Source organism: Shewanella sp. 10N.286.51.B7 (assembly GCF_002873615.1).
GTDB lineage: Bacteria > Pseudomonadota > Gammaproteobacteria > Enterobacterales > Shewanellaceae > Shewanella > Shewanella electrodiphila.
The window spans coordinates 60,223-77,613 of the sequence record NZ_MCUF01000028.1 but is presented as its reverse complement, the minus strand read 5'-3'; the positions used below and the strand labels follow the sequence as shown (position 1 = coordinate 77,613).

The following is a 17,391-nucleotide window of genomic DNA, read 5'->3' as shown; positions in this document are numbered from 1 at the left end:
TTCGGAAACCTTTTCGGAAATAATGGCATTATTAATTATTGCGCCACTTTTACTGGTCATAGATATAAAAACCTTCGGTCTGATCATAGTTATCTGCCGCTATCATGGCATAATGCGGTATCAAAAATGAATCTTATTATCTAAGCCAGCCTTAGATAAACCACAACATGGCAAATGTCATGCGAGGAGCTACGATGTCAACAAAATCTGATGCCTGTGCACAGCCTGGTTTAATGCACCCAACTGACGCCATTAATGCTTTACTTGATCAAGTAAGTGTTATTGAACAAAGCGAAATGGTTAGCTTAAATGAGGCTGTTGGCCGTATTTTATCTGAAGACTTGGCATCTTGTATCGACCTCCCTCCTTTCGATAACTCATCAATGGACGGTTATGCCTTTAAGTTCGATGAACTGACAGGTGAAACAGCAACCACGTTAACCTTGGTCGGAACCTCATTTGCAGGACACCCTTACAAAGGCAAGATCCCAGCCAACAGCTGCATTCGGATTATGACTGGTGCGCCAGTTCCTGCAGGTTATGACACGGTACAGATGCAGGAGAAAACCTCTGCTGACGGTGACAAGATCACCATTGAACACCCAAATGCCAAAGGCAATAGCATTCGCTACTGTGGTGAAGAACTTACCGCTGGCACCAATGTACTCAAAAGTGGCACTCAAATTCGCGCGGCAGAAATGGGCGTATTAGCTACAATCGGCATCAGCCAAATAAGAGTAAAAGCCCGTCTTAAAGTCGCTTTCTTTTCAACAGGAGATGAACTGCGACCAGTAGGAAGCGAGCTTGCTCCTGGGCAGATTTACGATTCTAATCGCTACTCGATTAAAGGCCTACTCACCCAAGCTAATGTTGAATGGATTGATTTAGGCGTTATCGAAGATGACAAAGAAGCGATTCGCGGTGCGTTTAGAGAAGCAGCGAAAAAAGCGGATATGGTGCTGACCTCTGGCGGCGTTTCTGTTGGTGATGCTGATTACACTAAGCAAATTCTCTCTGAGGAAGGCGAAATTACCTTCTGGCGCTTAGCGATTAAACCCGGTAAGCCATTTGCGTTCGGTAAATTAGGCAAGGCCGTTTTTTGCGGCTTACCAGGTAACCCTGTTTCATCAATGGTCACCTTCTACAAACTTGTTTGGCCAATCGTCAATAAGATGCAAGGCTTAACGGTGAAAGAGCCATTAATCGTTAAAGCGACCCTAACGAGTGCCATTCGCAAACAACCTGGCCGAGCAGAATATCAACGTGGTATTTTGAGCCGTGATGACAACGGTGAACTCGTCGTATCAACCACTGGCGGTCAAGGCTCAGGCATGCTTACCTCGATGAGTTTAGCTAACTGCTTTATTAACTTAGAGCAAGAACAAGGCGATGTTGCCTCTGGCGCTCAAGTTAATGTTGAACCATTCAACAGCGTATTGTGTTAATTGCTAAGGAAGTTTAATGAGTGATTTATCCCTAAACGCAGCTGATGATTTGGACATTTTGTCAGACAATGAAATGCTGCGTTATAGCCGCCAAATATCTATTAAAGCTATGGATATTGAAGGCCAAGAAAAACTCAAGCAAGCAAAAGTATTAGTGATTGGCGCAGGTGGCCTAGGTTGTACTGTAACCCAATATTTAGCTGTGGCCGGTGTGGGTGAAATGACCCTTGTTGATTTTGATACGGTTGAATTATCTAATTTACAGCGCCAAGTATTGCACTACGATGAAAATATTGGTCAAGCCAAAGTGGACTCTGCCAAGCAGACATTGGCGCAATTAAACCCATTAATTACAATCAATACTATCAACGAATTTCTTGATGAAGCGCGTATTGAACACTTGGTATCTGAGCATATGTTAGTACTAGACTGCACTGATAATGTTCAAGTCAGAGAACAACTTAATCAAAGCTGTTTTAAGCATAAAACCAGCTTTATCTCAGCTGCTGCAATACGTATGGAAGGCACGGTAACGGTATTTGATTATCAGTCATCTTCGCCTTGCTACCATTGTTACAGCAGCTTGTTTGGCGAACAACAATTAACCTGTGTCGAGTCCGGTATCTTGGCGCCAGTTGTTGGTTTAGTAGGTTGTATTCAGGCGACTGAAGCCATTAAGGCCATCAGCCAAATGGGCCAAGGCTTAAATGGTCGTATTTTAATGATAGATGCGATGACGATGGAGTTTCGTGAAATGAAACTACCGAAGCAAGCTAACTGCTCTGTGTGCTCGGCACCTGTATAAGGTTCTCAATCAGCAAGCATTAACAATCAAAGTTTTACTAAAAGTCACAATCTTGGCTATAGTTGATAAAAGAAAACGGCTTAATTATCAGCTCTTTTATAACGCTCATTCATAGAAATCTGTCATAGGGATCTACTATGTTCGAACAATTAACTATAGCCAATATTGCATACTGCACTAACAAGTTAGCCCGCATTTATCTGTGGTACCCGTTTACTGCGCTATTTGCTCGAACACCCACCGGTAAGCTCAATAATTGTAAGCTGTTATCATGCGTCGTAATACTCAGTGGTTTAAGCGCCTGTTCAGGCGATGAAATCAAGCCGCTACACATGAGTAACCCTGCAGCTGATTATTGCGTAGATAAAGATGGCACCTTAGAAACCATTAAGCACATTAATGGCGATGTGTCGCTTTGCACTCTGCCTGATGGTGAAGTGATTGAGCAATGGGAGTTATTTAGGCGTGATCATCAACAAAGCTAATAGCTTGATACCACCTTGGCGATGTTAAGTGATATCAATTAACCGACTTACTCTGCTGTAACTTCTTGATTGTTGTCGCTCGATACAGCCAATTGACTCGCCCCTTGTTGCTCAGTCTGTTGTACTAATTCTCGCTCAGCTTTAGACACATACTTAGGTTTATTACTACCTGTTTTTTTCGCATTGGCTTTTTTCGCTTTCCCTTTGAGCGTTTGGTTAATCTTTTTACGTCTATTCATACTAATTTCACCTTAAACTCTCTGAAACAACAGCTTTGCTATAAAGCACATATTCGATACAAGCGATATAAATCGGAGTGCGATTCTACAACCCTAAATACAAAAATACCAATTCCAAATATTATCAGAATTGGTATTCTCATCGTTCAATAAACCCAGCAGGTTAATCTTGTATCACCACCCAAATGGCATGGATCAAGCCAGGAACAAAGAACAATAAACAGAGAATAATATTAATCAGTAAATCTTTTCCCATGCCTTTTTTCAAAAACACAGCCACCGGCGGTAGTAAGATTGCAATGACAATTAGCAGCAGTTTATTTGTATCCATAATTATTTCTTTCCCTTTAAAATTGTAAAAATTAATCAACCAAAATGTTCATAATTGCAACAATTTGTGAAACAGATCAAATATTATTATGATATTCAACACAATCAACTTATCCTCAATTTTTAATCATTTAGTGCAGGTTCAATGATAGAAACTAGTAGCAGCCTCATTCTAATTCAAGTGATTTGTATCTTGTGTTTCGCAGGAACAATCGCATGGACTGTCATGGTTATTCCTATGCGAGTCGCACCCAGTGCTAGCTGGCGTTTTGCGTTAGCCAACTTCTGCGTGTTACTAGGCATGTTGCTTTATACTCAACGTACCCATGAACCAAGTTACCTGCATTGGCTAGTAGCTGACAATATTATATTAGTAGGTTTTTGCTTTTTACGCTGGGGCGCGCAGCGACTTTATCATTTAAAATCTAGCCACCAATTTGATATTACATTAGTTCTTGTTTCCATCGGCAGCATGTTACTCGCCAAACCACAAAACAGTAGCTCGGCATATTTAATGATTATTTTATCTTTAGCTGCCGCTATTTGTTTCTTTATGCTAGCAAAAGATCATTATGTCGCCTTTAAGAAGAATTTTACTGCTTTCGCCACTTACTGGTTAGTTATTCCGATTTTAATCATTGGCATTATGTTCTTAGCCAGGGCATGTATTTTGATACTTTATCCCGAAAAGGTCGCTACCTACGCGGCGTTTAACACTGAGGAATCAGTGCCTATTTTATGGGTCTATATCGTATTAATTTTATTAGTTAATATCCTCATCATAGGAAACACCATTAATCGTCTTGTGGTGAAAATAATGACCCTAGCGAATAAAGATACATTAACTGGGCTTTGGAATCGAAATGCACTACAAAGCAAGTTAGCCCTAGAACATGCTCGATGGCTACGCGACAAGGTCAGCTACAGTGTGATTTTGATTGATTTAGACCATTTTAAACAAATCAACGATGTCCATGGCCACACTGCAGGCGATGAGGTTCTTAAAGTTGCTGCTAAGCAACTTAATAGTATCACTCGAGAAATAGACTATTTATGCCGTTATGGTGGTGAAGAGTTTGTTCTCATCTTACCGCTGACGTCGGAGCAACAAGCTCTTTGTGTGGCGAAAAAACTACAACAGGCCTTAGCGAAAGTGAACTTTGAGTGGCAAGGAACACCCATTGCCATTGAAGCCAGTATTGGTTTCTCGACGATTAATGAGAACTTACCTGCTGAAGCGTTACTTCATTTAGCTGATAAAGCCATGTATGAAGCTAAAGCCAGTGGCCGTAACTGCATTAAAAGTGCTAATCCAACCCTAAACGACAAGTTCTAAATAAAATAGAATGACCTACGCTTAAGTATGCGTAGGCCAAGCAAGCATTTCTGGCGCTTGCCAATCTTGTTGTAAAATGTCGGTGACTGATGGTGCTTGAAACACATCCCCTATCTCAGGAAGTTGTATAAACTGATATCGTTTATCTTGATACTCAAAGTCCAATGCCATGGCATGCAAGTAACAACGGTCTGCCACTTCGCCTCCATATAGTTCATCCCCCAAGATCGGCACACCGATACTGCTTAACGCGACACGTAATTGGTGAGTTTTCCCACTTAATGGTTTGAGCAAATATAATCTTAAGCCATCACCAATAGATTGAGAGAAAAACTGGGTTATTGCAGGATTGGACTTAGTGCGCAGCAGTTTATACATGCTGCGTCGAGATTTGGCCATGTCGCCTATAATCCCACCTTGCTTCTTTTTAGGCTTTCCTTTGGCAATAGCCAGATAAAACTTTTGAATTTTATGCTCACTGAACAATTCAGTAAACTCTGCCGCTGCCTGTGGGGTTTTAGCTAATATAAGTAACCCAGAAGTCGGAGTATCTAAACGGTGTACCGCAAACAGTTTAATACCTAAATCTGCTTCAACTTGCGCAACAACACCTGCAGTGCCATCTTGGCTATGAAAATGAACCTTAGGAGACTTATTGATAACAATAAAGTCTGGGTGTTGTTCTAAAATTTGATACATGGTCTCGATTCTAATGAGAGTACAGAAATACAAGCTCTGAACTAAATTTCTGAACTAAGAGTTCTGAAATAAGCGTTTTGGAATAAGAGCACTGAAATAAGCGTGCTAAAAATCACTGGTACAAGCCTGATATATCGGCTTTATACCAATGATTAACATGAGCTAGGAATATACCTAAACAGGACTAGAATCGAATGTCGACAATCAGCCCTGGATGATTATCCTTAAGCTCAATTTTAGCATGATGACGGGATAAAATCGCTTTAACCATTGATAAGCCCAACCCCGTGCCTTTGTGATGTCGGCTAGGGTCTAATCGCACTAAACGATCAAATACCCTTTCTTTATCTTCATCACTAATACCTGGGCCATTATCAATAATTTGGATCTTTCTGCCTTTTTGCACTATCTCAATGGTGGCATCTTCAGGGGCATATTTAATCGCATTATCAACTAAGTTAAATAAGGCTTGGAACAATAGGTATTTATCGCCAGAGATTGTCACATCTTTGTCTGCTGACAAGGTCAATGTTTGTTGTTTCGACTCAGCAACCACTTCAGCCATTTCAAATAAGTCTTCACATAAAAGTTGTAGACTCACAGTCTGCATATCTAAGGTTTGCTGACCTTCTTCTATTCGAGTGAGAGATAACATGGCATCAAAAGTCGCTAAACAATGGTCCAGTTCTTCTAGCAACATGGCGGTCAATTCTGGCACATGCTCTGTCGGTTTACTGGGTAATTGCTCAATACCAATGCGTAAGTGAGACAAAGGCGTTCTTAAGTCATGGGCAATATTATCTGTCACCCCACGAACAGACATTAAGTTATGTTCTAAGGTATCGAGTACCCGATTAAACTGACCAGCAAGCATATCAAATTCGTCTTGATTATGACTCACAGGCAAACGGGTGTTGTACTCACCTTGCTCAATCTTTTTACACAGTAAATTGTATTGTACCAAGCGTCTTAAAATCGCTTTAGAGAACACAAAACCAACCGCTAAGGTAATCCCTAACGTGAATGCCACCGCCCAAAATGCAGCATTAATAAATTTATCAATTAATGCGGCTAAATTATCAGTACGAGTCGCTATAAGCACCGGCCCATAATGGGTCATCACAATGCCACCGGTGAGAATATGAAGCTTATCTGGGCCACCGGTTAAAATAGGAAATTCACGGGTTTTTGGCAATAAAGGCATGTTGTCAGGCACAAAACTCAGTGCCCCAACCATATCAACGCTGTTTCGCCAAGCAATCAAGGCTGTTTTAGGATCTGCTGCGCGAATTTGCGCAGCAAAACTGCGGCGATCAACCGTTAATGCCAATTGCTGATAACGCTGCATTTCAGTGGCAAGATGTTGCTCAACCTGATTTTCTTGCTCAATAACGAGTTGGCGGTATAAACCAAATACCAACATCACAATCAACAAGGTAACCAAGGTCGAGAAAATTAGCGTTATCCGCCAAGCACTGCTTTGGTAGGGTTTAATTCCCTTTGCAAAGGCGATATCCAGCCCCTCGAACAGTTTCAATGATCTCTGGGTGGCCTAGCTCTTCAAATTTACGACGCAGTTTTGCAATATGCACATCAATCACATTGGTGCGCGGGTCGAAGTGATAATCCCAGACTGCTTCAAACAATAATGTACGGCTAATGACTTGATTCGGATGCTCCATTAGATATTTCAGCAATTGAAACTCTTTAGGCTGTAGCATTAATTCATGCTCATCTAATGTGACTTTGCGGGTCAGCAATTCCATTTTTAAGTTGCCGACTTCAAGATCGGTATTTGCCGCAGCTGGCGCATTACGTTGAATCAGCTTTTCTGCGCGCACTTGCAACTCAGCAAAGGCAAACGGTTTGGTCATGTAATCATCGCCACCAGCACGTAATCCTTTCACTCGCTCGTCGACATGACTCAGCGCAGAAAGGATTAACACAGGTGTTTGGTTACCATTATTGCGCAGTGCAGTCAGCAGGGTTAGGCCGTCTAACTGAGGTAACATACGATCTAAAATGATAATGTCATATTGATTATGCTTTGCTTGGTGTAAGCCATCATGGCCATTGGTCGCAGTATCAACTTGATATTGCTGTGCGGTAAAACCTTCAGCAACGTATTGTAGTGTGGTTGCATCGTCTTCAACGATTAATACTCGCATAGTGCTATTCCTTAGTTCTACAGCGTTTGACTGTAAAGGTGCTAATTGCCAAGTCATATTAGTCCCACTGCAGTAATGGCAGCGGACGTAATTCTTCAATATCAAAAGCAATCGTATGCTTGCTTGAAACATTGAGTAATTTTAATTCTAGATAGCTGATGGCTAAGTCATGGTCTAACTCAGCTTCGATTAAATATCCCGTTTGACCTTTTTGCGCCATTGTGACGAGCTCAGTAAAAGTCATTTTTTGCTTGATGAGTACTCGTGCGGCTTTAACTTGGTCTAAATCATCGGCTTCAAAAGCGGATAATTTTTTGGTGATTAAGCTGCCGTCACTTGCATCAAATGAGAATTCGGTAATTTCACTGTCATCTAGATTGAGTAAGTCTATTTCATAAATGAGTTGACCATTTTCAACATCCATATCGAACGATGAAACGACACCGCTATATTCAGTTTCAATTTGTTCAACCACGACAAGTGGTTGGACGTATTCACCCTCTGAGAGCAAGGTATGCATAGTCGGGGTAGCCATTACCATTGATGGAAATACGACTAACAACGACAGAACGATACGGAACATGAAAGCCTCATAATGAGAATTGGAGTAGTATTACTTTACCTAAGCCCAGCAAAAGACCCAAGCATTGTAAGATTAATAATTGATCATGATTCTAGAATATGGACTTGCTCAGATTTCAGTGCAATCGTTGTTGCCAATCCGGTTTTTAATGAGAGTTTTTCAGCCAAATGCGAAGGAATATCCATATTGAACACCTCGTCCACATCCGCCATTCGCGCTTTCACACGCACAGACTCACCCATGACTAGCATTGACTCGATAACAATATCGAGTTTATTGATACTACGACACAAACGGCCACTGGAAATCGCATTAAATCGAATGCCTTGGTTTGGGATCACCCAACGCACTTCCTGTCCAATTGCCAATTCAGGAGCACTGTCACTGGCAATGATTTGCTCGCCCATTTTAAGCCATGTGATGTTTGCCTCTGCATCTCGGCCACTGACCTCGGCATTGAAAATGTTTCTAAGGCCCATCTGCCTAGCCACGGTTTCATTACGAGGATGAGACAATACCTCAAAAGGTTCGCCCTGCTGCAGCATGTTACCTTGGCTGATTAGGATCATTTTATCGGCCAATAACAAAGCTTCGTTCATATCATGGGTCACCATGACCACAGGAATTGATAACTGTGATTTTAATCTGGCTAACTCAATGTATAAACGTTCACGGGTTTCTCTATCCACCGCAGAAAACGGTTCATCGAGCAATAATACCGAAGGCTCTCGTGCTAATGCCCTTGCTAAAGCCACACGTTGACGCTGACCGCCAGATAACTGTGCAGGCAACCTAGCAGGTAGCCCATGTAAGTTAACTCGCTCAAGCCAGTCTAGAGCCCTTGCTTTGCGTTCACTTTTAGGAATGTGGTCCAAGCCAGATATCACATTTTCTAGCGCGGTAAGATGCGGAAATAAACCAAAGTGTTGTGGGACATAACCAATGTGACGTTGTTGAGGGGATAACTTAATCCGCAGCTCGTCATCAAACCATTGCTGCTCGCCACACTGAATCCGGCCTTTCTCAGGTACACTTAAGCCTGCAATCATGCGTAACAAAGTGGTTTTACCGCCACCAGAAGGTCCAACAACCGCCAGAACTTCGCCCGCTTTACAGCTAAAGTTAGCAATTAATGGGATGGGTGATACTTGCTCAATTTGGCAGTATAAATGAGTCTCTAAATCAACGTTGCGGGTTGGCATGCTGCCCCCCTAAGCGTCTTGATAAACTTGTCGTTATTGCCAATACACTCACAGCAAATACCAAGAGTACTAACGACATCGTACCCGCCGCTTCAAAGTCAAAGGCTTGCACACTGTCATAAATAGCAATCGAGATAGTTTTAGTTTCGCCAGCAATGTTGCCACCAAGCATTAACACCACGCCAAACTCACCTAAAACATGTGAAAAACACAACACCACAGCGGTCAATATTCCAGGCCATATCATAGGTAATTCAATTTTAATGAAAATACGCCACCAGCTCATGCCACAACATGCTGCTGCATCAGGAATATCATGGGGTATGGTTTCAAAGGCGCGCTGAATCGGCTGCACAGCAAAAGGGATATTAACCAGAATAGAGGCAATCACTAAGCCTGAAAAATTAAACACTAACTGGGCGCCAGTAAATTGCTCGACCCATTGTCCAATAAGACTTTGACTACCTAAACCGACAAGCAAGTAATAACCAATCACCGTCGGTGGCAACACCAATGGCACCATAATCAGTGCTTCTACCCACGATTTACCACGAAATTGTTTGTACGCCAGAAAGCGACCGACAAAAATGGCCATTGGGATCAGAATTAGTACGGTTACAGAACTTAATTTTGCAGATAACCACAACGACTGCCAATCCATAAATTACTGCTCCGCCACTTGCTGTCTTGGTCTTGGTGCACGAAGTTTAGGCTGGTGTAAATGATGTTTATCGCTGACGTTGGCTGGAAAGCCAAAACCATAATTCTCTAGAACTTGCTGAGCAGCTGTTGACTGCATGTACTGATAAAACTGTTTAGTGGTATCCCCCGCTCGCGGAGTCAGCACCATACGTTGATTAATGGGTTGATATAATGACTGGGGGATCTCTATGTAGCGGCCCATTTTGGTAAACTGCGGTGCTGATGCTAGCGACAATGCCACGATGCCACCTTGTGCTGAACCACTTAAAGCAAACTGAGCGGCTTGGGAAACATTCTCGCCCATAATGATCTTAGGTTGCAGCGCAGACCATAAATCTTTGCTCTCAAGTAACGCTTGAGCGCGCTCACCATATGGAGCATGAGCGGGATTAGCAATAACAAATCGCTTTATCTCGCCTTGGGAGACTGCCTGACTCAGACCTGTTAATTGGGGGTCTAATGCTAATTTGGAATTATTTGGCGCCACTAGGGCTAACTTACCAATGGCGTAGATATCACCATCTGAATCAGTTTTACCTGCCTTATGTAGCTGCTGTACATAAAACTCATCGGCGCTTAATAGCATTTCAAACGGTGCACCATGCTGGATCTGAGCGACAAAATTGCCAGAAGACCCATATGAAACGCGTAACGCTAAGCCCGTTTCAGCAGTAAAGTTTGCCACAATTTCATCTAAGGCAAACTTAACATTAGCCGCAGCTGCAATGGCTGGCGGTTTAGCCGCCAATGCAGAAAGCGAAAACAAAGAAGAAAGTCCTAACAAACTCGCAAGTAAAAGACTTTGAACCTTTAATACAACTCGACGGCTAAATGTCATTGGTAAGCATCCTTTGCTATTTGGTTTCGTTCCACATTGACGCAGCCTGTTCATCTGAATCACGTGCTTCGACCCAGTTATTGCCTTCTTCGCCAGCTTCAAGTTTCCAAAAAGGTGCTTTGGTTTTTAAGAAATCGATAAGGAATTCACACGCTGCAAATGCCGCTTTGCGATGCATGCTAGTAACGCCGATAAATACGATTTGTTCGCCCAGTTCCATGCGGCCAACACGATGAATAATCGTGACATAATTTAATGGCCAGCGTTCATAAGCTTGTTCAGCTAATTGCACTAATACAGCTTCTGTCATTCCTGGGTAATGTTCTAAAGTAAGATCAGTAACAGCGCTGCCATCATTGAAATCACGTACTTTCCCTGCAAATGTTACTACTGCGCCATCACTGTTATCATTTGCAATCGCATTGTATTCATCAGCAACATTGAAGTCAGCGGTTTGCACGCGCACAACTTGCCTAGGATTTTTTTCAGAACTAACGGTCATTTTAACCACCTGTTACTGGTGGGAAAAAGGCAACTTCATCACCATCAACAACAGCCGCATCCCATGCACTCATCGTTTGATTAACCGCTACCAGTAATTTGTCTGATGACAATACTTTTGCCCACTTATCATCTTTAGCGGCTAATGCTTCACGTAGCTGCTCAGTATTAGTAATACCTTCAGCGGCAACTTCAACTTTAGCCGTACCGAGTAACTCTCTAACTTGTGCAAAAAATAGAACTTGGATCATGTCGATGTCTCGTATTGATTGGGTCTAACAAATAACGTTTTACTGATTGTCAGCGATTCTTGCTACCAACAATCGCACCAAACTGATTAATCTTCAGCTTGAAAATGACCTGACTTGCCGCCACGTTTTTCGAGTAAACGTACTTGGGAGATAATCATGTCTTTTTGAACCGCTTTACACATGTCATAAATGGTAAGTGCTGCTGTTGAAGCGGCAGTTAATGCTTCCATTTCCACGCCAGTTTTGCCAGAAAGTTTACACAAGCTGGTAATTCGAACACGGTTAAACTCAGGCTGAGCTTCTAGATCCACTTCAACTTTAGTCAACATTAATGGGTGACATAAAGGAATTAAATCAGAGGTTTTTTTCGCAGCTTGAATGCCTGCAATACGCGCTGTAGCGAACACATCACCTTTGTGATGACTGCCGCTCATGATCATCTCAAGCGTACTTGGCGCCATTTCGATGAATGCTTCAGCGCGTGCTTCACGTTCGGTGATATTTTTTTCAGTCACATCGACCATGTGAGCGTTGCCATCGGCATTAATATGGGTAAAACAATTGCTCATGCTAACTTGCCTTATTAGATCTTAATTTCAGTATGGAAAAGGAATACTGTTTAACAGCGACGCTGCAACACCTTAGCCACCTAACATCGCTCTATATTAACCACCAATAGAGGCTAAATGTTTGGTCACACCTGTGATCCCTTGATGTAAGTAATGAGTTTCTTCTTTCTGTGCTAATTGACTGTGCAGACGTTCAATTAATTCCGCTCGCTGAGATTCATGTTGTAATAAGTCACGTAAATCGAGACCATTTTCAGTAAACAGACATAAATGCAGTTTGCCTTTAGCTGATACACGCAAACGGTTACAGCTGGCACAAAAGTTTTTAGCGTAAGGCATAATCAAGCCAATACGGCCTTGGTAATCTGGGTGACTAAAGTTTTGCGCAGGGCCATCATCAACACTCGGCAGATCATATAACCAACCTTCTGATTCAAGCTTTAGCTTGATATCAAGACCCGCTAAATGATGGGCGTTAAAGTAATCATGGCCTAAACCCGTTTCCATCAACTCGATAAAGCGCAAATCTATCGGTGTGTTTTTAATCCAGTGTAAGAAACGTGGCAAATCTTTGTCATTTAAGCCTTTAAGCAGTACCGCATTTATTTTAATCCGCTCAAAGCCCGCCTCAAGTGCAGCATCAATACCGCGCATCACTTGATCAAACTTGTTTTCGCCTGTGATTTGGTAGAACATTTTCGGATCTAAGCTATCAACCGAAACATTTATTCGGCGCAAACCCGCGTCGTACCATTCTTTAGCGTGCTTTTCGAGGCGATAACCATTGGTTGTTGTGGCAACGGTATTAATGTTGTCATTATCAGCAACGACGCGAATGATATCGGTGAAATCTTTTCTAAGGGTCGGCTCACCACCGGTAATGCGGATTTTTTGAGTACCTACCTCACCAAAAGCCGCCACTAAATTTTCAATTTCATTTAGCGCGAGGAACTTTGGCTTGCCATCAGGTCTGTAACCGTCAGGTAGGCAATAGGTACATTTGAAATTACAAACGTCAGTGACTGACATCCGCAGATAGTGAAATCTTCGACCAAAACTGTCTTGTAGTTGGGACATGTTAACCTTTCCAAGTGTGGGAGGTAAGCGCATTTCTTTACTCACCCCGGTGGCATTATTACCACGGCTAAATACCCGTATCTGTGGACGTAGGATATAAAGCTCGGAGAACCGTCAACCTTGATTATAGGCCTAAATTCGCTCTAATCAGTACCTTTTTATGACATTTTGTCCCGGTTTGTACAAAATCTGTAAAGAATTGCGAGCTAGCTCACGAGCTCAAAATCGCACTTGCTACTGTGACCTAGCTCATTTTTGAGGTAAGGTGAGTAAAACAAAAAAATAACAACAAACCCGCCATAAACTGGGGAATGAAGATCAAAGGTGAGATGATGGAACGCGAATCTATGGAATTCGATGTAGTAATTGTCGGTGCAGGACCTGCCGGACTCGCTACTGCATGTCGATTAATGCAAATATCACAAGACGCAGACAAAGAAATGACTGTCTGTGTTGTTGAAAAAGGCTCTGAGGTTGGAGCGCACATATTATCTGGTGCGGTTTTTGAGCCTAAAGTATTGGATGAATTGTTCTCCGATTGGCGTGATTCCGATATCCCACTGAATACTAAAGTGACTCACGATGAGATTTACCTGCTAAGTTCAGACTCAAAATCTCAATTAATGTCGAACAGTTTAGTGCCTAAAACCATGCATAACGATGGTAACTACATTATTAGTGTCGGTAACCTAACACGCTGGTTAGCAGAAAAAGCTGAAGGTTTAGGTGTTGAAATCTTCCCAGGTTTTGCTGCAAGTGAAGTGCTGTTTAATCAAGATAACAGTGTGAAAGGTATATTAATTGGTGACATGGGTGTTGGCGCTAATGGCGAAGAAAAAGACAGCTATATGCCAGGTATGGAGTTACATGCCAAATACACTGTATTTTCTGAGGGTTGTCGCGGCCATCTAGGCAAGGAACTTATCGCGAAATATCATCTAGATAATGGTAAAACACCACAGCATTACGGCCTTGGCTTTAAAGAAATTTGGAAAATTCCAGCAGAACAACATCAAGAAGGTAAAGTGGTTCACACCGGCGGTTGGCCGCTTAATCAAGGGACTTCTGGTGGTGGCTTCCTTTATCACATGGAAGATAACCAAGTCGCTGTCGGCTTGATTATTGATTTGAATTATAAAAACCCACATGTCAGCCCGTTCGATGAATTTCAGCGTTATAAGCAACATCCGGTTATTGCGCAAACATTAACTGGTGGTGAGCGCTTAACCTACGGCGCTCGCGCTATCGCTAAAGGTGGCTTGAATTCATTACCTAAAATGAGCTTCCCTGGTGGATTGCTTATTGGTTGTGATGCAGGGACATTGAACTTCGCCAAAATCAAAGGCACACATACAGCTATGAAGAGCGGTATTGTCGCCGCTCAAACCTTAGGCGAAGCACTCATAGCAGGTGTTGAAGCTGGTAAAGATTTAGATTGTTTCCAAACTCGTATTGAGCAAAGCTGGTTACATGAAGAGCTATTTCAATCGCGCAACTTTGGCCCTGCATTACATAAGTTCGGTACCTACTTAGGCGGCGCTTTTAACTTTATTGACCAAAATTGGTTTGGCGGGAAGTTCCCGATAACGCTTCGCGATGAAACCCCTGATCATGCTGATATGGGACTGGCTAAAGACTTCACCCCGATTGAGTACCCCAAGCCTGATGGTAAGCTCAGTTTTGATAAATTATCATCGGTTTATCTATCGAATACCTTCCATGAAGAAGATCAGAAGTGTCACCTGCAACTCAAGGACGCGTCTATCCCCATTGCTGTTAACTTAATTAAATACAATGAACCCGCGCAGCGTTATTGCCCTGCGGGAGTTTATGAAGTGGTCGCTGAAGGCGCTGAGAATAAGTTTGTGATTAATGCGCAAAACTGTATTCACTGCAAAACTTGTGACATTAAAGACCCAAGCCAAAATATCACTTGGGTAACACCTGAAGGTGGTGGCGGACCTAACTACCCGAATATGTAGTTAACCAGTTAACTCATCATAAAACGCACTGACTAAAGTGCGTTTTTATTGTCTTAATACATCACACAGACAAATCAGCTTCAAAATCCCATATAAACTATTCATTTATTCTAGCCGATGCCGATATTAGACATATTGAACTATACAGGTTGTCCCGAATGAATCAGTTAAAACACCTCTCCATTAAACAAAAAATCTTACTTTCGATGATATTTGGTGTCGTCTTTTCAACCATGCTTGTCGGAGTATTCAGTCAACGTAGTGCTAAAAATGTAATTGAACAGCGAATGCTAGACTCCGAGCTACCTAGCTTATTAATGCAAATTCGCCATAAATTAGAACTTGATATCAACAACTTACTAAATGCTGCTGAGCAACTTGCAAACAGTCGCATGTTACTCGAATGGGTTGAACAGGGACGCCCAAGCGATACTGAAGCCAATGTTGTTGCACAATTAGGCGATTTACAAGATCAGTATCAACTTGCACAAGCATCCTTTGCTGACAAAGAAACAGCAGCCTATTACACACAAGATGGCTTTTTACGCGTTTTAAACCCACAGCAAGATAGTTGGTTTTTTGATTATGTTAATAGCGGGCAAGAGCGAATGCTCAATGTATTTACTGAAACGAATGGTGAAGTAAAACTCTTTATTAATTATCAACAACCAAATGGCCGAGGCTTGGTTGGGTTAGCAAAGTCACTGGATGATATGGTACGACAGCTCGGTTCCTTCAAAATCGAAGACAGTGGTTTCGTTTACTTGGTTGATGCTAATGGCAGTGTAAAACTCCATCCTGATCCTAACCAGATAGGTAAAGCGAGTTTGAGTGGCTTCTATTCAGGAAATAATACTCAATCTTTACTGGCGCAGAATGACTTTAACCTTATGCGCATTGACGTAAATGGCCAGAGCACTATTATTGCCAGTAGCTATATTCCGGCCATGAACTGGTATTTGATTGCCGAAGTACCAGAGTCAGAAATTTTTGCCCTGTTAGATAAAGCGGTATATCAAATAATACTGGGGACGATCATTGTCGCAGTATTTTTTATTGTGGTTGCCAGCGCTGTCGCATCCTCGGTAAGTCGTCCCATTGCGAAAGTAGCTGAACTATTCAAAGATATTGGCGAGGGGGAAGGCGATTTACGCCAACGCCTTCCTGTTGAGGGAAATGATGAATTAGCTCAGCTTGCCAAAGGCTTTAATAGTTTTATTGCAAAAATACAAGAATCGGTCATAGAGGTAGCAAGAACCAGTGAACAATTAAGCTTGTCAGCAAAAGATGTCTCAGCTCAAGCGAACCAAACTCTTGATGATAGCCAACAGCAAAAAGACAGAACCATTATGGTTGTGACCGCCATTAATGAAATGGGCGCAACGGTAAATGAAATCGCCAGTAATGCTGCACAAGCCGCAGTGACAGCAAAAGAAGCTGATACTGAATCTTCTGATGGCCAGCAGGTCGTTATGAGTGCAAGAACAACCATTAATCAATTATCAAATGATGTAGAGCAAGTCGGTGAAGTGATTGAGTCTCTTGCAACCCACACTAAATCCATTGGTGGTATTTTAGATGTGATCCGTGCAATCTCAGAACAAACTAACTTACTGGCATTGAATGCTGCGATTGAAGCGGCAAGAGCGGGTGAAGCAGGCAGAGGGTTTGCGGTTGTAGCTGATGAGGTAAGAAACCTTGCTTCTCGTACTGCTGATTCAACCAACGAAGTACAAACCATGATTGATAAACTGCAATCTGAAGCAAGTCGCGCCGTTGTTGCCATGGAAACGTCACGTAACCGCTCCCAAGAAGGGGTGAATGCAGTAGATGAAGCAAGCCAATCACTCAGCGGCATTAGCCAGCAAATTGCTTCAATCAGTGATATGAACATTCAAGTTGCTGCGGCGACAGAAGAGCAATCAACGGTCGTAGAAGATATTAATCGTAATGTCACAGAAATTAATGATATTACTCAACGTACAGCTGATACGGCTCAAGCGGCGGCACAAGCAAGTGAGTCTCTCAACGCCCTAGCGGGTCGACTGGATGTGTTAGTAGCTCGATTTAAAATTGAATAAATATAGGAGATTTTCCAATAAAAAACGCACAATTTATTGTGCGTTTTTTTAATTATATCATTTTTGACAAAGACGATTTAATAATAACTAATTGAAAT

At 42.2% G+C, this 17,391-nt stretch carries 19 protein-coding genes and 1 riboswitch; of the genes, 6 read left to right on the top strand and 13 right to left on the bottom strand.

Annotated features, from left to right (window positions below; genetic code table 11):
- Nucleotides 1–194 precede the first annotated feature (194 nt).
- The 3 genes from moeA to BCU84_RS08255 all read left to right on the top strand — a co-directional run bounded on the left by moeA (nucleotide 195) and on the right by BCU84_RS08255 (nucleotide 2,735).
- Nucleotides 195–1,445 (top strand): molybdopterin molybdotransferase MoeA, encoded by a 1,251-nt coding sequence (gene moeA, locus BCU84_RS08265; RefSeq protein ID WP_102527614.1) that lies wholly within the window; start codon nucleotides 195–197, stop codon nucleotides 1,443–1,445.
- A gap of 16 nt (nucleotides 1,446–1,461) precedes the next feature.
- Entirely contained in the window at nucleotides 1,462–2,250 is a 789-nt protein-coding gene (gene moeB / locus BCU84_RS08260; protein ID WP_102527613.1) for a molybdopterin-synthase adenylyltransferase MoeB, read from the top strand.
- Nucleotides 2,251–2,387: 137 nt separating this feature from the next.
- A complete protein-coding gene (locus BCU84_RS08255) occupies nucleotides 2,388–2,735 on the top strand; it encodes a DUF333 domain-containing protein (protein ID WP_102527612.1) in 348 nt (115 codons plus the stop codon).
- Nucleotides 2,736–2,782: 47 nt separating this feature from the next.
- On the opposite strand, the gene BCU84_RS08250 is transcribed toward BCU84_RS08255, so the two are convergent.
- Together BCU84_RS08250 and BCU84_RS08245 are read right to left on the bottom strand one after the other, a co-directional pair.
- The gene (locus BCU84_RS08250; protein ID WP_102527611.1) at nucleotides 2,783–2,974 is read right to left on the bottom strand and encodes a DUF2986 domain-containing protein; all 192 of its coding nucleotides are present in this window, start codon (nucleotides 2,972–2,974) and stop codon (nucleotides 2,783–2,785) included.
- A 163-nt stretch (nucleotides 2,975–3,137) separates the two neighbouring features.
- Nucleotides 3,138–3,305, bottom strand: a complete 168-nt coding sequence (locus BCU84_RS08245; RefSeq protein ID WP_102527610.1) for a YqaE/Pmp3 family membrane protein — start codon at nucleotides 3,303–3,305, stop codon at nucleotides 3,138–3,140.
- A gap of 144 nt (nucleotides 3,306–3,449) precedes the next feature.
- Here BCU84_RS08245 and BCU84_RS08240 point away from each other — a divergent pair, with 144 nt between their 5' ends.
- Nucleotides 3,450–4,640: a GGDEF domain-containing protein gene (locus BCU84_RS08240; protein ID WP_102527609.1), complete on the top strand. Its 1,191-nt coding sequence runs from the start codon at nucleotides 3,450–3,452 to the stop codon at nucleotides 4,638–4,640.
- A 21-nt stretch (nucleotides 4,641–4,661) separates the two neighbouring features.
- Here BCU84_RS08240 and BCU84_RS08235 read toward each other — a convergent pair whose 3' ends face one another.
- The 11 genes from BCU84_RS08235 to moaA all read right to left on the bottom strand — a co-directional run bounded on the left by BCU84_RS08235 (nucleotide 4,662) and on the right by moaA (nucleotide 13,230).
- Nucleotides 4,662–5,339 carry a TIGR01621 family pseudouridine synthase gene (locus BCU84_RS08235; protein ID WP_102527608.1) on the bottom strand — a complete coding sequence of 226 codons (678 nt, stop codon included), beginning with the start codon at nucleotides 5,337–5,339 and terminating at the stop codon, nucleotides 4,662–4,664.
- Nucleotides 5,340–5,523: 184 nt separating this feature from the next.
- On the bottom strand, nucleotides 5,524–6,762 hold the full coding sequence (locus BCU84_RS08230) for a HAMP domain-containing sensor histidine kinase (protein ID WP_102527644.1): 1,239 nt from the start codon (nucleotides 6,760–6,762) through the stop codon (nucleotides 5,524–5,526).
- A 67-nt stretch (nucleotides 6,763–6,829) separates the two neighbouring features.
- The gene (locus tag BCU84_RS08225; RefSeq protein ID WP_102527607.1) at nucleotides 6,830–7,507 is read right to left on the bottom strand and encodes a response regulator transcription factor; all 678 of its coding nucleotides are present in this window, start codon (nucleotides 7,505–7,507) and stop codon (nucleotides 6,830–6,832) included.
- 58 nt (nucleotides 7,508–7,565) lie between these two features.
- Complete coding sequence (locus BCU84_RS08220; protein WP_102527606.1) at nucleotides 7,566–8,090, bottom strand: hypothetical protein; 525 nt, start codon at nucleotides 8,088–8,090, stop codon at nucleotides 7,566–7,568.
- 83 nt (nucleotides 8,091–8,173) lie between these two features.
- Complete coding sequence (locus BCU84_RS08215; RefSeq protein WP_102527605.1) at nucleotides 8,174–9,292, bottom strand: ABC transporter ATP-binding protein; 1,119 nt, start codon at nucleotides 9,290–9,292, stop codon at nucleotides 8,174–8,176.
- Nucleotides 9,273–9,953: a molybdate ABC transporter permease subunit gene (gene modB / locus BCU84_RS08210; RefSeq protein ID WP_102527604.1), complete on the bottom strand. Its 681-nt coding sequence runs from the start codon at nucleotides 9,951–9,953 to the stop codon at nucleotides 9,273–9,275. The genes BCU84_RS08215 and modB overlap by 20 nt, the downstream gene beginning before the upstream one ends.
- A 3-nt stretch (nucleotides 9,954–9,956) precedes the next feature.
- A complete protein-coding gene (gene modA, locus BCU84_RS08205; protein ID WP_102527603.1) occupies nucleotides 9,957–10,832 on the bottom strand; it encodes a molybdate ABC transporter substrate-binding protein in 876 nt (291 codons plus the stop codon).
- A gap of 16 nt (nucleotides 10,833–10,848) precedes the next feature.
- Complete coding sequence (moaE, locus tag BCU84_RS08200; RefSeq protein WP_102527602.1) at nucleotides 10,849–11,334, bottom strand: molybdopterin synthase catalytic subunit MoaE; 486 nt, start codon at nucleotides 11,332–11,334, stop codon at nucleotides 10,849–10,851.
- 1 nt (nucleotide 11,335) lies between these two features.
- The gene (gene moaD, locus BCU84_RS08195) at nucleotides 11,336–11,584 is read right to left on the bottom strand and encodes a molybdopterin synthase sulfur carrier subunit (protein ID WP_102527601.1); all 249 of its coding nucleotides are present in this window, start codon (nucleotides 11,582–11,584) and stop codon (nucleotides 11,336–11,338) included.
- 86 nt (nucleotides 11,585–11,670) lie between these two features.
- Entirely contained in the window at nucleotides 11,671–12,153 is a 483-nt protein-coding gene (moaC, locus tag BCU84_RS08190) for a cyclic pyranopterin monophosphate synthase MoaC (protein ID WP_102527600.1), read from the bottom strand.
- Between the two features lie 96 nt (nucleotides 12,154–12,249).
- A complete protein-coding gene (gene moaA, locus BCU84_RS08185) occupies nucleotides 12,250–13,230 on the bottom strand; it encodes a GTP 3',8-cyclase MoaA (RefSeq protein WP_102527599.1) in 981 nt (326 codons plus the stop codon).
- Nucleotides 13,218–13,351: riboswitch (molybdenum cofactor riboswitch) on the bottom strand. It overlaps the preceding gene by 13 nt.
- A gap of 211 nt (nucleotides 13,352–13,562) precedes the next feature.
- On the opposite strand from moaA, the gene BCU84_RS08180 reads away from it, so the two are divergent.
- Together BCU84_RS08180 and BCU84_RS08175 are read left to right on the top strand one after the other, a co-directional pair.
- Entirely contained in the window at nucleotides 13,563–15,212 is a 1,650-nt protein-coding gene (locus BCU84_RS08180) for an electron transfer flavoprotein-ubiquinone oxidoreductase (RefSeq protein WP_102527598.1), read from the top strand.
- A 158-nt stretch (nucleotides 15,213–15,370) separates the two neighbouring features.
- Nucleotides 15,371–17,293, top strand: coding sequence for a methyl-accepting chemotaxis protein (locus BCU84_RS08175; RefSeq protein ID WP_102527597.1), 1,923 nt, complete (start codon nucleotides 15,371–15,373; stop codon nucleotides 17,291–17,293).
- Nucleotides 17,294–17,391: the final 98 nt, after the last annotated feature.

Excerpts from the sequence above, each read along its gene's own strand:
- BCU84_RS08235 (WP_102527608.1), bottom strand. The coding sequence starts at position 5,339 with ATGTATCAAATTTTAGAACAACACCCAGACTTTATTGTTATCAATAAG.
- modA (WP_102527603.1), bottom strand. The coding sequence starts at position 10,832 with ATGACATTTAGCCGTCGAGTTGTATTAAAGGTTCAAAGTCTTTTACTT.
- moeB (WP_102527613.1), top strand. The coding sequence starts at position 1,462 with ATGAGTGATTTATCCCTAAACGCAGCTGATGATTTGGACATTTTGTCA.
- BCU84_RS08175 (WP_102527597.1), top strand. The coding sequence starts at position 15,371 with ATGAATCAGTTAAAACACCTCTCCATTAAACAAAAAATCTTACTTTCG.
- BCU84_RS08240 (WP_102527609.1), top strand. The coding sequence starts at position 3,450 with ATGATAGAAACTAGTAGCAGCCTCATTCTAATTCAAGTGATTTGTATC.
- BCU84_RS08245 (WP_102527610.1), bottom strand. The coding sequence starts at position 3,305 with ATGGATACAAATAAACTGCTGCTAATTGTCATTGCAATCTTACTACCG.
- moaD (WP_102527601.1), bottom strand. The coding sequence starts at position 11,584 with ATGATCCAAGTTCTATTTTTTGCACAAGTTAGAGAGTTACTCGGTACG.
- BCU84_RS08225 (WP_102527607.1), bottom strand. The coding sequence starts at position 7,507 with ATGCGAGTATTAATCGTTGAAGACGATGCAACCACACTACAATACGTT.
- BCU84_RS08215 (WP_102527605.1), bottom strand. The coding sequence starts at position 9,292 with ATGCCAACCCGCAACGTTGATTTAGAGACTCATTTATACTGCCAAATT.
- modB (WP_102527604.1), bottom strand. The coding sequence starts at position 9,953 with ATGGATTGGCAGTCGTTGTGGTTATCTGCAAAATTAAGTTCTGTAACC.
- moeA (WP_102527614.1), top strand. The coding sequence starts at position 195 with ATGTCAACAAAATCTGATGCCTGTGCACAGCCTGGTTTAATGCACCCA.
- BCU84_RS08180 (WP_102527598.1), top strand. The coding sequence starts at position 13,563 with ATGGAACGCGAATCTATGGAATTCGATGTAGTAATTGTCGGTGCAGGA.
- moaC (WP_102527600.1), bottom strand. The coding sequence starts at position 12,153 with ATGAGCAATTGTTTTACCCATATTAATGCCGATGGCAACGCTCACATG.
- BCU84_RS08230 (WP_102527644.1), bottom strand. The coding sequence starts at position 6,762 with ATGTTGGTATTTGGTTTATACCGCCAACTCGTTATTGAGCAAGAAAAT.
- BCU84_RS08250 (WP_102527611.1), bottom strand. The coding sequence starts at position 2,974 with ATGAATAGACGTAAAAAGATTAACCAAACGCTCAAAGGGAAAGCGAAA.
- moaE (WP_102527602.1), bottom strand. The coding sequence starts at position 11,334 with ATGACCGTTAGTTCTGAAAAAAATCCTAGGCAAGTTGTGCGCGTGCAA.
- BCU84_RS08255 (WP_102527612.1), top strand. The coding sequence starts at position 2,388 with ATGTTCGAACAATTAACTATAGCCAATATTGCATACTGCACTAACAAG.
- BCU84_RS08220 (WP_102527606.1), bottom strand. The coding sequence starts at position 8,090 with ATGTTCCGTATCGTTCTGTCGTTGTTAGTCGTATTTCCATCAATGGTA.
- moaA (WP_102527599.1), bottom strand. The coding sequence starts at position 13,230 with ATGTCCCAACTACAAGACAGTTTTGGTCGAAGATTTCACTATCTGCGG.